General features: G+C 64.8%; 10 protein-coding genes and 2 pseudogenes. 9 read left to right on the top strand and 3 right to left on the bottom strand.

Annotated features, from left to right (window positions below; genetic code table 11):
* From AC1RQC_RS01245 to map, 3 genes and pseudogenes are all read right to left on the bottom strand, one after another.
* Positions 1–384: pseudogene (locus AC1RQC_RS01245) on the bottom strand (pseudouridine synthase); the annotation flags it as partial.
* 23 nt (positions 385–407) lie between these two features.
* On the bottom strand, positions 408–2993 hold the full coding sequence (locus AC1RQC_RS01240; RefSeq protein ID WP_492371723.1) for a [protein-PII] uridylyltransferase: 2586 nt from the start codon (positions 2991–2993) through the stop codon (positions 408–410).
* A 67-nt stretch (positions 2994–3060) separates the two neighbouring features.
* Positions 3061–3882: pseudogene (map, locus tag AC1RQC_RS01235) on the bottom strand (type I methionyl aminopeptidase); the annotation flags it as partial.
* Between the two features lie 393 nt (positions 3883–4275).
* Here map and rpsB point away from each other — a divergent pair.
* The 9 genes from rpsB (at position 4276) to bamA (ending at position 14717) form a co-directional block, all read left to right on the top strand.
* Positions 4276–5019 carry a 30S ribosomal protein S2 gene (gene rpsB, locus AC1RQC_RS01230; RefSeq protein ID WP_043346950.1) on the top strand — a complete coding sequence of 248 codons (744 nt, stop codon included), beginning with the start codon at positions 4276–4278 and terminating at the stop codon, positions 5017–5019.
* 265 nt (positions 5020–5284) lie between these two features.
* The gene (tsf, locus tag AC1RQC_RS01225) at positions 5285–6163 is read left to right on the top strand and encodes a translation elongation factor Ts (RefSeq protein ID WP_492371699.1); all 879 of its coding nucleotides are present in this window, start codon (positions 5285–5287) and stop codon (positions 6161–6163) included.
* Positions 6164–6489: 326 nt separating this feature from the next.
* Positions 6490–7200: a UMP kinase gene (gene pyrH / locus AC1RQC_RS01220; protein WP_043346948.1), complete on the top strand. Its 711-nt coding sequence runs from the start codon at positions 6490–6492 to the stop codon at positions 7198–7200.
* Between the two features lie 120 nt (positions 7201–7320).
* Positions 7321–7881 (top strand): ribosome recycling factor, encoded by a 561-nt coding sequence (gene frr / locus AC1RQC_RS01215; RefSeq protein ID WP_043346946.1) that lies wholly within the window; start codon positions 7321–7323, stop codon positions 7879–7881.
* A 53-nt stretch (positions 7882–7934) separates the two neighbouring features.
* A complete protein-coding gene (uppS, locus tag AC1RQC_RS01210; RefSeq protein ID WP_492371700.1) occupies positions 7935–8708 on the top strand; it encodes an undecaprenyl pyrophosphate synthase in 774 nt (257 codons plus the stop codon).
* A 38-nt stretch (positions 8709–8746) separates the two neighbouring features.
* Complete coding sequence (locus AC1RQC_RS01205) at positions 8747–9568, top strand: phosphatidate cytidylyltransferase (protein WP_492371701.1); 822 nt, start codon at positions 8747–8749, stop codon at positions 9566–9568.
* Between the two features lie 11 nt (positions 9569–9579).
* On the top strand, positions 9580–10758 hold the full coding sequence (ispC, locus tag AC1RQC_RS01200; RefSeq protein ID WP_492882304.1) for a 1-deoxy-D-xylulose-5-phosphate reductoisomerase: 1179 nt from the start codon (positions 9580–9582) through the stop codon (positions 10756–10758).
* A gap of 138 nt (positions 10759–10896) precedes the next feature.
* Positions 10897–12288 carry an RIP metalloprotease RseP gene (gene rseP / locus AC1RQC_RS01195; RefSeq protein WP_492808589.1) on the top strand — a complete coding sequence of 464 codons (1392 nt, stop codon included), beginning with the start codon at positions 10897–10899 and terminating at the stop codon, positions 12286–12288.
* A 95-nt stretch (positions 12289–12383) separates the two neighbouring features.
* Positions 12384–14717, top strand: a complete 2334-nt coding sequence (gene bamA / locus AC1RQC_RS01190; RefSeq protein ID WP_492371704.1) for an outer membrane protein assembly factor BamA — start codon at positions 12384–12386, stop codon at positions 14715–14717.
* Positions 14718–14724: the final 7 nt, after the last annotated feature.

Raw genomic sequence — 14724 nt, 5'->3', positions numbered from 1 at the left:
CCGATCCTGGCCTTCGCCCGGGGTGAAACGGCGCGGACGGTCCTGGCCTTCGCCGGAGCCGAAATTGCGCGGGCGGTCGCTGCTGTCGCCGCCAAAGCGGCGGGGCCGATCCTGGCCTTCACCCGGGCCAAAGCGTCGCGGACGATCCTGGCCTTCGCCCGTGCGCGGGCCGCGCGGCGGGCGCTGGCCAGCGTCTTGCGCTTTCTTGCGGCCGCCGGCGCGTTCCTGTGCCTGCTTGATGCCGTCGACCACGGCGCGCACGCGTCCGCGGTTCAGGTCGGACACCCGCACCGGCCGGGTGGCGGCGGGTTTGCGGGCATTGCCCTCGGGCGCGGCGGTCTTGATGCCCAGCGTCTTGCGCTTGGGCGAATTGCTATCGGTCATATCTTCTATGTGGGGCGTCCGGCCTAGATGGCCAGCGCCGCCAGCAGGTCCTGTTCAAGCTGTAACTGCAGTTTGTTATCCGAGGCGAGGCGGCTGCCATCGACCAGGAAAACGTCTTCCACCCGCTCGCCGAGCGTATTGATGCGGGCGGTATGCACCGAGGTGCGATGTTTGGCCAGTACGCGGGAGATCGCGTACAGCAGGCCGGTGCGGTCGTTGGCCGACAAGGAAAGCAGGTAGTACTGGCCGCGTTCGTCGGGGCGCAGGTCCACGCGCGGCTTGATCGGGAAGCTGCGCGACTGGCGTGACAGCCGCCCCTGGGCGGGTTCCGGCAGCGTGCTTTGCTGCTGCAGGCGCTCGGCCAGTTCGTGCTCCACCAGCGCGATGATGTCGCGGTAGTTGCCGCTGGCATCGCTGCTGATGCCCGGGTCGGTCACCTGGAACGTATCCAGCGCATAGCCGTGGCGCGTGGTGTGGATCTTGGCTTCCTGGATGGAGAAGCTCTTGCGCTCGAAGTAGCCGCAGATGCGCGCGAACACGTCGGGCTGGTCCTTGACGTAGACTGCCACCTGCAGGCCTTCGCCCGCGGGCGACAGGCGCGCCTTGACCACCGGCACCGGGCTGTCCACCTTGTTGTACAGGTGCCGCGTGAGCCAGGCGATGTCGCGCGCATCGTGGCGCAGGAAGAAGGCCACGTCGAGCTGGGCCCACAATGGCTTGCCCAGTTCCGGGTCAAACGCCTTGAGCCGCAGCTGCGCAATGGTGTCGTCCTTGCGCTGCGCCCACAGCGAGTGCGGGTCCACGCGCGCGCCGCCCAGCACGCGCAGCGTGATGCGGTAGAGGTCTTCCAGCAGCTTGCCCTTCCACGCGTTCCACACCTTGGGGCTGGTGCCGCGGATATCGGCCACGGTCAGCAGGTAGAGCGCGGTCAGGTAGCGTTCGGTGCCGACCACGCGGGCGAAGGCATGGATCACGTCCGCATCGGTCAGGTCTTGCTTCTGCGCGACATGGCTCATGGTCAGGTGATGCTCGACCAGCCAGGCGATCAGGTCGGCATCTTCGCGCTCGATGCCGTGCTGCTTGCAAAAGCGCCGCGCATCCGCCGTGCCGAGCTTGGAGTGATCGCCACCGCGGCCCTTGGCGATGTCGTGGAACAGCGCCGCCACCCACAGCACCCAGGGGCGGTCGAAGGTCGCCATCAACTGGCTGCAGAAGGGGAACTCGTGCGTGTGCTCGACGATGGCGAAGCGGCGCATGTTGCGCACCACCATCAGGATGTGCTGGTCCACCGTGTAGACGTGGAACAGGTCGTGCTGCATCTGCCCGACGATACGGCGGAAGTTGATCAGGTAGCGGCCCAGCACGCTGGTCTGGTTCATCAGGCGCAGCGCGTGGGTGATGCCCTGCGGCTCCTGCACGATGGCGAGGAACAGGCGGCGGTTCACCGGATCGTTGCGCCAGCTCGCGTCCATCACCGTGCGGGCGTTGTACAGGCCGCGCAGCGTGCGTGGCGACAAGCCCTTGACGCCCGGCGTGCGCTCGTACACCAGGAAGGTTTCCAGGATGGCGTGGGGCTCGCGCTCGTAGAGATCGTCGCTGGTGATCTCGAGCATGCCCTGGCGTTCCACGAAGCGCTCGTTGATGACGCGCGTCACCTTGGATTCGCTGGGGAACAGCATGGCCTCGATATTGAGCAGCAGCACGATATTGAGCTGCGTGACCGCCTTGGCTGCCCAGTAGTAACGGCGCATCAGCTGCTCGCTGGCGCGCTTGTTATTGTTCTGGCGGTAGCCGAAGGCCTCGGCCAGCGCGGTCTGCAGGTCGAACACCAGCACGTCCTGGCGGCGCCCGGCCACCAGGTGCAGCCGCGCGCGGATGGTTTTGAGCAGGCGCTCGTTACGGGCGAGTTCCTGCGCTTCGCGCTCGCTCAGCAGCCCGCGCTCGAACAGTTCCTTCCAGCTGTCGCCCAGCCCCGCGGCCTTGGTCATCCACAGGATCACCTGCAGGTCGCGCAGGCCGCCGGGGCTTTCCTTGCTGTTGGGCTCGAGCGAGTAGGGCGTGTCCTGGTACTTGGCGTGGCGCTGGCGCATTTCCAGCAGCTTGGCCTGGAAGAAGGCGCGCGGGTCCAGGTCGGCCTGGTAGCGCGTCTGCAGCTCGGCAAACAGCTTGCGGTTGCCCGTCAGCAGGCGCGCTTCCAGCAAGGACGTCTGGATCGTCACGTCCTGGCGCGATTCGCGGATGCAGTCGTCCACGGTGCGCACGGCGGAGCCGATTTCAAGGCCCAGGTCCCAGCACAGGCCAATGAATTTCTCCAGCCTGGAGGTGGTGTCCTCGTCGGGTTCCGATGGCAGCAACAGCAGCACATCCACATCGGAAAACGGGAACAGCTCGCCGCGCCCATAGCCGCCCACCGCCACCAGCGCGCTGTCGTCCGGCAGGCCCAGGCCGCGCCAGGCCTCGACCAGCGCGGCATCGACCGCGCGCCGCAGGCGCGTCAGCAGGTGGCCGACATGGCCGTGCGCGTTGAAGTCCGCGAACACGGCTTGCTTGTCGGCTTTCAGCTGATCGCGAACACGGGTGGCGAGGATGATTTCCGGCGTGGCGTCCATGGCTAGGGCTTGGGGCATCGAAGGGGCAGCTGAAACAAGAAGGGCGCCAACTTTGGCGCCCGTAGCGTCAGGCTGCAACAGAATCAGTGACGAACGACGGCGGCGCCTGCGTGCCCGCGGAGACGGTGAGCACGTCGTAGCCGGTCTCGGTCACCAGGATGGTGTGCTCCCACTGCGCGGACAGGCTGCGGTCACGCGTCTTGACGGTCCAGTGGTCGGGCATGGTGCGGATATCGCGCTTGCCGGCGTTGACCATCGGCTCGATCGTGAAGATCATGCCGGCCTGGATTTCCATGCCGGTGCCGGGGCGGCCGTAGTGCAGGATCTGCGGGTCCTCGTGGAAGTTCTTGCCGATGCCATGGCCGCAGTACTCGCGTACCACGGTATAGCCGGCCGCTTCCGCATGGACCTGGATCACATGGCCGATATCGCCGAGGCGGGCGCCGGGGCGCACCTGGGCGATGCCCTTCCACATGCATTCGAAAGTGATCTGCGCCAGGCGCTTGGCCAGGATCGAGCCCTCACCAGCAATGAACATGCGGCTGGTGTCGCCGTAGTAGCCTTCCTTGGTGATCACGGTGATGTCGAGGTTCACCGCGTCGCCGGACTTCAGCACGCGCTCGCCCGGGATGCCATGGCAAATCACGTCGTTGACCGACGTGCAGATGGCGCCGGGGAAGGGGGGGTAGCCGGGCGGCGCATAATTCAGTGGCGCGGGTACCGTGCCCTGCACATCGCGCATATAGGCGTGGCACAGCCGGTCGAGTTCGCCGGTGGTGACCCCCGGCTTGACGAAGGGCGTGATGTAGTCGAGGACCTCGGAGGCCAGCCGGCAGGCTACCCGCATTTGGGCGATATCGTCGGCGTTCTTGATATGGATGCTCATGCTGCTCGCAAAAGTGGCGGCGAAGCCACGGGCTGCGCCTCAAATTGAATCTGAAAGTGGGATTATCGCACCATCGGGCACCAACCGCAGCCGAAAACGGGCTTCGCCGGCTACAGCCGCCTGCTTTCCATGGCAAGTGGCCCCTTGAGCGAAGTCCTATTTTGTTGCTACAATCGCTGGCTAGCCTTCTTGCGGCTACCTGGCAGGTCGATGTGACCTTGGACCTTGCGGGCAGCGGCTGGCGGGCTGGGCAGTCACTACTGTGCTACGGTATTTGGCAGGCGCCTTGCGCTTATTAAATACAAAGTTATTGAAATTGCGAGTCCGTCCATCCGGGGTGTTCCTTTTCAGGAATGTCGGGGCGGACTTCAGACCTAACCCTTTTGGAGATTTTTCATGTCCGTTACCATGCGCGAAATGCTGGAAGCCGGTTGCCACTTCGGCCACCAAACCCGCTTCTGGAACCCCAAGATGGCTCCGTACATCTTCGGCCATCGCAACAAGATCCATATTATCAACCTCGAAAAGACGTTGCCGATGTTCCAGGACGCGCTGAAGTACGTGCGTCAACTGGCAGCAAACCGCGGCACCGTGCTGTTCGTGGGCACCAAGCGTCAATCGCGCGAGATCCTGGCTGAAGAAGCAGGCCGCGCTGGCATGCCTTACGTCGATGCCCGCTGGCTCGGCGGCATGATGACCAACTTCAAGACCGTCAAGATCTCGATCAAGCGCCTGAAGGACATGGAAGCCGCCAAGGAAGCTGGCGCGCTGGAAACCATGAGCAAGAAGGAAGCGCTGATGTTCGAGCGCGAAATGGACAAGCTGCAAAAGTCCATCGGCGGCATCAAGGACATGGGCGGCGTGCCTGACGCCATCTTCGTGGTCGACGTCGGCTACCACAAGATTGCCGTGACCGAAGCCAAGAAGCTGGGCGTGCCCGTCATCGGCGTGGTCGATACCAACCACTCGCCGGAAGGCATCGACTACGTGATCCCGGGCAACGACGACTCGAGCAAGGCAGTTGCCCTGTACGTGCGCGGCGTGGCCGACGCGATCCTGGAAGGCCGTGCAAACGCCGTGCAGGACGTGGTTGAAGCCGCACGCGGCGGCGACGATTTCGTCGAAGTCGAAGAAGCCTAAAGGCTTGCTGCCGAGAGGACCCCGTACCGCGCGCATCGCAAGCTGACACATCATCGCTAGCCAACCGGCCCCTGGGCCGGGGCGCTGCGCGCAGCCGGGGGCTTTCCGGCAACCGAGGGGGCGAATCTTACGCCCCCTTTTTTCGAATTGTTGTCATCCGCCCCTGGCATGATCTGGCGCGGGTGAAGTTGAACTTACCTCCGGTCCCGGATCGCGCCACATCGACGGCGGGGTAGGGCGGGGCGAACCATTCAAGGAGTGACAAATGGCGGCAATTACCGCAAGCATGGTGGCAGAACTGCGCGCGAAGACCGACGCGCCGATGATGGAATGCAAGAAGGCCCTGACCGAGGCCGAAGGCAACCTGGAAAAGGCTGAAGAGCTGCTGCGCGTCAAGCTGGGCAACAAGGCCAGCAAGGCCGCTTCGCGCGTGACCGCCGAAGGCGTGGTCGTGTCCTTCATCGAAGGTACCACCGGCGCGCTGGTGGAACTGAACTGCGAAACCGACTTCGTGTCGAAGAACGACGACTTCATGGCGTTCTCGAACAAGGTCGCCGAGCTGGTCGCCAAGCAGAACCCGGCCGACGTGGCTGCGCTGTCGGCGCTGGAAATCGACGGCGTGACCGTGGAAGCCACCCGTACCGCCCTGATCGGCAAGATCGGCGAAAACCTGGCGATCCGCCGTTTTGCCCGCTATGCCAATGGCGGCAAGCTGGCTGCTTACCTGCACGGCACCCGCATCGGCGTGATGGTCGAGTTCGACGGCGACGAAACCGCCGCCAAGGACGTGGCCATGCACGTTGCCGCGATGAAGCCGGTGTCGCTGTCGTCCGCCGACGTGCCCGCCGACCTGATCGCCAAGGAACGCAGCATCGCCGAGCAAAAGGCTGCCGAATCGGGCAAGCCGGCCGAAATCGTCGCCAAGATGGTCGAGGGCTCGGTGCAGAAGTACCTGAAGGAAGTGTCGTTGTTCAACCAGACCTTCGTGAAGAACGACAAGCAGACCGTCGAGCAGATGCTCAAGGCCGCCAACACCACGGTCAAGGGTTTCACCCTGTACGTGGTCGGTGAAGGCATCGAGAAGAAGCAGGACGACTTCGCCGCTGAAGTGGCCGCCCAAGTGGCAGCTGCCCAAAAGGCCTGAAGTCCTGGCGGCCAGGGTGCCCGGTAGGGTGCCCCACCGGTCGCCGTATAATGCCGAGGGGCACCGCAAGGTGCCCCTCGGCACAAATGACCGCGCCGCGTTTACCCGTGCGGCGCGGGCTTGGTAGCCCGTTTCCGCAGTCGTCTGACCTGCCGTGCCCCAGGGGCGCTTTGAACGCGAGTTTTTCTTGTGTTATCGCGCTGTTGCCGTGCCGGAGCCAGGCCACCCCGAAAACCGGCTTTTATAGCGGCGGCACGCCGATCCGTGCCGCCTGCCTTCAAATTTCCGGCTCAACAGAACGAGCCGAACCAGCTCCGGGGATCAATATGCCAGCCTATAAGCGCGTCCTACTGAAATTGTCCGGCGAAGCCCTGATGGGCGATGATGCCTTCGGCATCAACCGCTCCACCATCGAAAGCATGGTCAATGACATCGCCGAGATCGTGAGGCTGGGCGTCCAGGTCGCGGTGGTGATCGGTGGCGGCAATATTTTCCGCGGCGTGGCCGGCGGGGCGGCGGGCATGGACCGCGCCACGGCCGACTACATGGGCATGCTGGCCACCATGATGAATGCGCTGGCCCTGCAGGATGCCATGCGCCACGCCGACATCGTGGGGCGCGTGCAGTCGGCCCTGCGCATGGACCAGGTGGTCGAGCCTTACATTCGGCCGCGCGCCATCCGCCAGCTGGAGGAGGGTAAGGTGGTGATCTTCGCCGCCGGCACCGGCAACCCGTTCTTCACCACCGATACCGCGGCGGCCCTGCGCGGCGCGGAAATCGGCGCGGAGATCGTGCTCAAGGCGACCAAGGTGGACGGCGTCTACACCGCCGACCCCAAGAAGGACCCCAGCGCCACGCGTTATACCACCATCTCCTTTGACGAGGCGATCTCGCGCAACCTGCAGGTGATGGATGCCACGGCATTCGCCCTGTGCCGCGACCAGAAGCTGCCGATCAAGGTGTTCTCCATCGTCAAGCCGGGTGCGCTCAAACGCGTAATCCTGGGCGAAGACGAAGGTACTCTGGTGCACGTATAAGTGCTGCACCAGGCGCTGGCGCGCTGCCGCCGAAGGTGGCGCGCGTGCCGGCAAAGAGTAGAATGATTCATTTTCGATCCCGCCGTCCGGGATCATGGTTACCCGTTTTCGGAGGTAAAGATGAGCGTCGCCGACACCAAGAAGAGCGTCGAGCAGAAAATGCAAAAGACCATTGAAGCGTTCAAGGCCGACCTGGCCAAGATTCGCACTGGTCGTGCACACACCGGTCTGCTCGACCACGTGCAAGTGGATTACTACGGCTCCCCGGTGCCGATCAGCCAGGTGGCCAACGTCGGCCTGGCCGATTCGCGCACCATCAGCGTGCAGCCTTGGGAAAAGAAGATGGTCAGCGCCATCGAGAAGGCCATCCGCGACGCGGACCTGGGCCTGAACCCGTCGACCATGGGCGAGACCATCCGCGTGCCCATGCCCATGCTGACCGAAGAGCGCCGCAAGGAACTCGCCAAGGTCGTCAAGGGCGAGGCCGAGGGCGCCAAGATCGCCGTGCGCAACCTGCGCCGGGATGCCAACGAGCAGTTCAAGAAGCTGGTCAAGGACAAAGCCATTTCCGAGGACGACGAGCGCCGCGGCCAGGACGATGTCCAGAAGCTGACCGACAAGTTCGTTGCCGAGATCGACAGGATGGTCGCCGAGAAGGACAAGGAGATCATGACGGTGTGACGCTTGATGCGGCGGCTTGCCAGCCGCCGCTGTGTCCGGTACCGTTTCCCATCATGCATCACATCAGTTCCACGCTCAGCGTCCCCGACTCTACCTATGTGCCCCGCCACGTCGCCATCATCATGGATGGCAACGGCCGCTGGGCGACCAAGCGGCACCTGCCACGCGTAGCCGGCCACAGCCGTGGCCTGGATGCCGTCCGGGCCGTGGTGGAGGCCTGCGCCGCGCGTGGCGTGCAGTACCTGACCCTGTTCGCGTTCAGTTCCGAGAACTGGCGCCGCCCGGCGGACGAAGTCTCGTTCCTCATGCGGCTGTTCATGACCGCGTTGCGCCGCGAGGTGGTCAAGATGCACGCCAACAATATCCGGGTGAGGGTGGTCGGCGACCTGAGTCGCTTCAGCCCGCGTATCCAGCAGCTGATCGCCGACGCCGAGGCCCGCACGGACAACAACACCGGCCTGACGGTGACGATCGCCGCCAATTACGGCGGCCGCTGGGATCTGCTCCAGGCCATGCGCAAGATGCTGGCGCGCTCGCCCATGCTCGATCCGGAGTCCGTTGACGAATCCATGCTCGCGCCGCACCTGGCCATGGCCTACGCGCCCGAGCCGGACCTGTTCATCCGCACCGGTGGCGAGCAGCGCATCAGCAATTTCCTGCTGTGGCAGCTGGCCTACTCCGAACTCTATTTCACCGACGTGTTCTGGCCGGATTTCAGCCCCGCCGAGCTCGACAAGGCGTTTGCCTCGTACCGGCAGCGCGAGCGCCGCTTCGGTCGTACCAGCGCGCAAGTGGTGGCACCACCCGGCCTTTCCGGCACCGCCTGAAGCCCGTTTTCCATTTTTTCACCGGAATCCCGCAGCGCATGCTTCTTACCCGTGTCATCACCGCCGTATGCCTGTTGCTGCTGATCCTGCCGATCCTGTTTCTGGCACCTCCGTCGGCGCTGGCCGGCCTGGTGGCGGTGATCGTCGTCCTGGCGGGCTGGGAATTCGGCCGCCTGATCGGGCTGCGCGGCTTCTGGCCCTATGTCTATGCGGTGGCCTGCCTGGTTGCCCTGATCGGCTGGCATGACGCCGCCGACCGCCAGGCGCTGACGCGCCTGCTGCAGATCGGCGTGGCCTGCTGGGGCGTCGCCGTGGTGCTGCTGGCGCGCGGCGTGCGCCAGGCGAGCCCGTCCTTTACCTTGCTGGGCGCCATTCTCGGCCTGTTCATGCTGCCCGCGTTCGGCCACGCCACCCTGATCCTGCGAGAGCTGGGCATCGGGGTGCTGCTGTCAGTAGCGGTGCTGGTCTGGGCGGCCGATATCGGCGCCTATTTCGTCGGCAAGGCCATCGGGCGGCGCAAGCTTGCCCCCACCATCAGCCCGGGCAAGTCCTGGGAAGGCGCCATCGGCGGCTGGCTGGTGGTGCTGCTGATCGCACTCGGGCTGGCCGCTACCCAAGCTTTTTCCCCGACCTGGTTCTCTCGCATGGCCGACCATAAGGGCCTGGCCGTCGTGGCGCTGCTGTCGACCCTGCTGGTGGTCGCCAGCGTGGTCGGCGATCTCTTCGAGTCGTTGCTCAAGCGCCAGGTTGGCATGAAAGACAGTAGCCGGCTGTTGCCCGGCCATGGCGGCGTGCTCGACCGGATCGACGCGCTGTTGCCCGTGTTTCCGCTGGCCGCCTTGCTGGCCATCTATCTTTGAGTTGATCTGATATGCGTCGTATTACCGTCCTGGGTGCCACCGGCTCGATCGGGGAAAGTACGCTTGATGTGGTCAAGCGCCACCCCGAGCGCTATGCCGTCCATGCGCTGACGGCGCACCGGCAGGTCGACAAACTGGCGGCGCAGTGCCGCGAGTTCCGCCCGGCGCACGCTGTGGTAGGCACCGCCCAGGCCGCAAGCGAGTTGCAGGCGCTGCTGCGTGCCGACGGCATCAAAACCGAGGTGGGCTATGGCGAAGCGGCCCTGGAAGCGGTGGCGGTCGATCCCGCGGCCGATTCGGTGATGGCCGCCATCGTCGGCGCCGCCGGGTTGCGTCCCACGCTGGCCGCGGCGCGGGCGGGCAAGCGCGTGCTGCTGGCCAACAAGGAAGCGCTGGTGATGTCGGGCCGGCTCTTCATGGATGCCGTGCACGAGCACGGCGCCACGCTGCTGCCGATCGACAGCGAGCACAATGCCATCTTCCAGTGCCTGCCGGCGGACGATCCGCGCCTGAGCGCGGGCGTCTCCAAGATCCTGCTGACGGCTTCCGGCGGCCCGTTCCGGACTCGGGACCCGGCTACCTTGCACGATATCTCGCCGGACGAGGCCTGCGCCCACCCGAACTGGGTGATGGGCCGCAAGATCTCGGTCGACTCCGCCACCATGATGAACAAGGGGCTGGAGGTGATCGAGGCGCACTGGCTGTTCGCCGCGCCGGCGGACCGCATCGAGGTGCTGATTCACCCGCAGAGCATTGTGCATTCGATGGTGTCCTACGCGGACGGCTCGGTGCTGGCCCAGCTCGGCAACCCGGACATGCGTACGCCGATCGCCTACGGGCTCGCCTATCCCGAGCGCATGCACGCGGGCGTTTCCCCGCTGGACCTTACCCGTGCCGGCGCGCTGACCTTCGAAACCCCGGATCTGGCGCGTTTTCCCTGCCTGGGCCTGGCGTTCGACGCCTTGCGGGCGGGCGGGGTGGCCCCGGCCATCCTGAACGCCGCCAACGAGGTTGCCGTCGAGGCGTTCCTGCAAGGCCGGATCCGTTTTACCGACATCGCGCGCATCGTGGCGCAGGTGCTGGCGCAGGCCTCGCCGGGCAGTGTCGACACGCTGGAAGGCGTGATGGACATCGACCAGGATGCGCGCCGCCGCGCTGGCGCCTTGCTGGAAAGCGCGCGTTCGTGCTGACGCCGGTGTCGGTGCGGCCGGGATCGGCGACAATAGCGGCGCACCGGCCGATGCTGGTGCACCGGTTGCCGGGCCTCGTGCCCGGCGTCTACTTTGTGCCATCGGGGCGTTCCAGCCCCTGACGACAAGCTGCCTGCCATGCAAACCGTAATTGCTTTCGTCGCCGCCCTTTGCATCCTGATCTATTTCCATGAAATGGGTCACTACCTGGCCGCGCGCCTGTGCGGGGTCAAGGTGCTGCGCTTCTCGATCGGCTTCGGGCGGCCGCTGGTGCGCTGGGTGTCCAAGGGGCGGGACCGTACCGAGTGGACCATCGCCGCGATTCCGCTCGGCGGCTACGTCAAGATGCTCGATGAGCGGGAGAGCGATCCGGGCCATGACGCGCCGCTCGATCCCGCGGACCTGCCACGCGCCTTCAACCGGCAACCGGTGGCCAAGCGCTTCGCGATTGTGGCGGCTGGTCCGCTGGCCAACTTTGCGCTGGCCATCGTGCTGTATTTCGTGCTGTTTGCCGGCGGCATGCGCGAGGCCGCGCCCATCGTCGCGGCGCCGCCTGCCGGCACCCCCGCGGCTGCGGCGGGCTTGCGCGAGGGCGACCGCGTGTTGGCGCTGCAGGCCAATGGCGAGACCGAGCAGGTGCGTTCCTGGAACGACCTGCGCATGGCCGTGTTCGCCCAGGGCTTTGGCGACGCCAGCGCGGTGCTGCACGTGCGCGCTGCCGATGGCGCCGAGCGCGATGTGAAGCTGCCGCGGTTGCCGAATACCGGCGGCAATCCCGAACAAGACCCGCTTGCCACCCTGGGGCTGGCCCTCAAGGGCGGGCCGGTGACGATCACTGAAGTCCTGCCGGACTCCGCTGCGCAACGCGCCGGCCTGCGCCAGGGCGATCGCGTGGTGGCCTGGCAAGGACACCCGCTGACCCAGGCTGGCGAACTGATCCGCGGGGTCAGGGCGCAGCCCGGCGCCGAGGTCACGCTTGGCATCGAGCGGGAGGGCCGGCGCCTGGATGTGCCCGTGAAGCTCGATACGGTTCCCGCGGCGCAGGGCGCCAGCGCGGCAGCCGCCGCCACTGGCAAGCTGGGCGCCGCGCTGAGCCAGGCGGTCGAGATGGAAACTGTGCGCTACCAGCCGGTCGAGGCGCTGAGCCGCGCGGTCGGGCAGGTCTGGAGCACCAGCGCGCTCTCGCTCAAGCTGCTCGGAAAGATGCTGGTGGGGCAGGCTTCGCTGCAGAACCTGAGCGGCCCGCTGACCGTGGCGGACTACGCGGGGCGCGCCGCCCACCTCGGCTGGCAGCCCTTTGTCGGCTTCCTGGCGTTGGTCAGTGTTAGCCTCGGTGTATTGAATTTGTTACCTATTCCGGTATTGGATGGGGGGCATTTGCTGTATTATTGCGTTGAATTTTTGACTGGCAGGCCCGTACCAGACCACTGGCAGGCTGTGCTGCAGAAGGTCGGCATCGCCTGCGTCTTGCTCCTGACTTCGCTCGCCTTGTTCAACGATGTCAGCCGGCTGTTTTTAGCGCGCGGCTAGACATAGGTTGCCGGCTGCGGCGTGCGGGTGTCACTGACACCCCGCGCCTGCCGAGCCAAGGCGCAGCCCCGTGAAGCATCGGAGCCCAATCCTGCATGGAATCAAAGAGGGGATCAAGATTGATCAGACATAAGCGCATCTCGCTGGGCGTGCTGGCGAGTGCCATCATCGCAGCCTGGACCCCAGTGAGTTGGGCCGCGGAGCCATTCGTCGTCAAGGACATTCGTGTCGAGGGCCTGCAGCGGGTCGAGCCGGGTACGGTGTTCGGCTACCTGCCGGTCAAGGTCGGCGAAACCTTCAGCGACGACAAGGGCGCGGACGCCATTCGTGCCCTGTATAACACCGGGTTCTTCAAGGACGTCCAGATCCGTTCCGAGGACGGCGTGCTGGTGGTCCAGGTGGAAGAACGTCCCGCCATTTCCCAGCTCGAATTCGTCGGCATCAAGGAATTCGACAAGGACACCCTGCGCCGCTCGTTGCGCGCGGTGGGCGTGGCCGAGGCCCGGTACTACGATAAGGCCCTGATCGACAAGGCAGAGCAGGAGCTCAAGCGTCAGTACGTGGCGCGTGGCTACTATGCCGCCGACGTCCAGACCACGATCACCCCGGTCGACCGCAACCGCGTGTCGGTGGTGTTCAATGTCGACGAAGGTCCGGTGGCCAAGATCCGCCAGATCAATATCGTCGGCAACAAGGCCTTCAAGGAAAGCACGCTGCGCGATGAAATGCAGCTGTCGACTCCGAACTGGCTGTCCTGGTACACCAAGAACGACCTGTATTCCAAGCAGAAGCTCACCGCCGACCTGGAAGCACTGCGTTCGTACTATCTGAACCGTGGCTACCTCGAGTTCGCCATCGAATCGACGCAGGTGTCGATCACGCCGGACAAGAAGGACATCTTCCTGACGCTGAACATCAAGGAAGGCGACCAGTACAAGGTGTCGGATATCCGCCTGGCGGGCGAGCTGCTCGGCAAGCAGGCCGAGATGGAAAAGCTGCTCAAGCTGCAGAAGGGCGAGGTCTTCTCGTCCGAGAAGCTGACCCAGAGCACCAAGGCCATTACCGACCTGCTGGGCACCTACGGCTACGCGTTCACCACCATCAACCCGCAGCCGCAGATCGACAAGGAAAAGCGTGAAGTCGCGCTGACCCTGATGGTCGATCCTGGCCGTCGCGTCTATGTGCGCCGCGTCAACGTGGTGGGCAACAGCAAGACGCGCGACGAAGTGGTGCGCCGCGAAATGCGCCAGATGGAAAGCTCGTGGTTCGACAGCGAAAAGCTGACGCAATCGCAGGCCCGTATCAACCGTACCGGCTACTTCACCGACACAAACATCACCACCGAGGACGTGCCCGGCGCGCCCGACCAGGTCGATGTCAACGTCAACGTGACCGAGAAGCCGACCGGGCAGATCAGCCTGGGCCTGGGCTTCTCCTCCACGGACAAGCTGGTGCTGCAAGCCGGCCTGCGCCAGGACAACGTGTTCGGGTCGGGTACCAGCCTGGGCCTGGACGTGAACACCGCGAAGTCCTTCCGCACGATCTCGCTGACGCAGTACGACCCGTATTTCACGGTGGACGGCATCAGCCGCTCAACCGATATCTACTACCGTACGTCGCGGCCGCTGTACTACACCGGTGACCAGGACTACAAGATCGTATCGGAAGGCGGCAACGTCAAGTTCGGCGTGCCGTTTACGGAAACCGATACCGTGTTCTTCGGTATCGGCTACGAGCGCACCCAGGTGACCATTTCGCCGAACACGCCGATCCAGTACGGCCAGTGGCTGAACAAGATCGGCAAGTCGAGCGGCGATCCGATCAACAACTTCCCGTTCACGATCGGCTGGGCCCGCGATCGCCGCGACAGCGCGCTGGTCCCCACCAAGGGACCCTACACGCAGGTCAACCTTGAAGTGGGCGTGCCCGGCGGCGATACGCAGTACTATCGCGCCAGTGCCCAGCAGCAATATTTCTATCCGCTGTCCAAGGCCTTCACGCTGGCCTTCAACGGTGAAGTGGCTTACGGTCACGGCTATGGCAACACGCCGTTCCCGGTGTTCAAGAACTTCTACGCCGGTGGTATCGGTTCGGTTCGCGGCTACCAGACCAGTACGCTGGGCAAGAAGGACCAGAACGGCAACCCGATTGGTGGCGCTTCCAAGATGATCGGCAACGTCGAATTCATCTTCCCGCTGCCGGGCTCTGGCGTGGACCGGACCCTGCGCCTGTTCACCTTCTTCGACTTTGGTAACGTGTACGAGGAAGGGGCCCCGATACTGTTCAGCCAGCTCAAGTATTCGACGGGCCTGGGCATGTCCTGGCTCTCGCCGATCGGTCCGCTCAAGATCAGCGTGGGCTTCCCGCTGAAGAAGGATGAGACCGACAAGGTGCAGCGCTTCCAGTTCCAGATCGGTACTGCGTTCTGATCGGGCA

The sequence above is a fragment of the Cupriavidus sp. GW822-FHT03E04 genome, assembly GCF_058801495.1.
This window is presented reverse-complemented; position numbering and strand designations above follow the sequence as displayed.

Excerpts from the sequence above, each read along its gene's own strand:
- frr (WP_043346946.1), top strand. The coding sequence starts at position 7,321 with ATGAGCGTCGCCGACACCAAGAAGAGCGTCGAGCAGAAAATGCAAAAG.
- uppS (WP_492371700.1), top strand. The coding sequence starts at position 7,935 with ATGCATCACATCAGTTCCACGCTCAGCGTCCCCGACTCTACCTATGTG.
- AC1RQC_RS01240 (WP_492371723.1), bottom strand. The coding sequence starts at position 2,993 with ATGGACGCCACGCCGGAAATCATCCTCGCCACCCGTGTTCGCGATCAG.
- tsf (WP_492371699.1), top strand. The coding sequence starts at position 5,285 with ATGGCGGCAATTACCGCAAGCATGGTGGCAGAACTGCGCGCGAAGACC.
- rseP (WP_492808589.1), top strand. The coding sequence starts at position 10,897 with ATGCAAACCGTAATTGCTTTCGTCGCCGCCCTTTGCATCCTGATCTAT.
- rpsB (WP_043346950.1), top strand. The coding sequence starts at position 4,276 with ATGTCCGTTACCATGCGCGAAATGCTGGAAGCCGGTTGCCACTTCGGC.
- pyrH (WP_043346948.1), top strand. The coding sequence starts at position 6,490 with ATGCCAGCCTATAAGCGCGTCCTACTGAAATTGTCCGGCGAAGCCCTG.
- AC1RQC_RS01205 (WP_492371701.1), top strand. The coding sequence starts at position 8,747 with ATGCTTCTTACCCGTGTCATCACCGCCGTATGCCTGTTGCTGCTGATC.
- bamA (WP_492371704.1), top strand. The coding sequence starts at position 12,384 with ATGGAATCAAAGAGGGGATCAAGATTGATCAGACATAAGCGCATCTCG.
- ispC (WP_492882304.1), top strand. The coding sequence starts at position 9,580 with ATGCGTCGTATTACCGTCCTGGGTGCCACCGGCTCGATCGGGGAAAGT.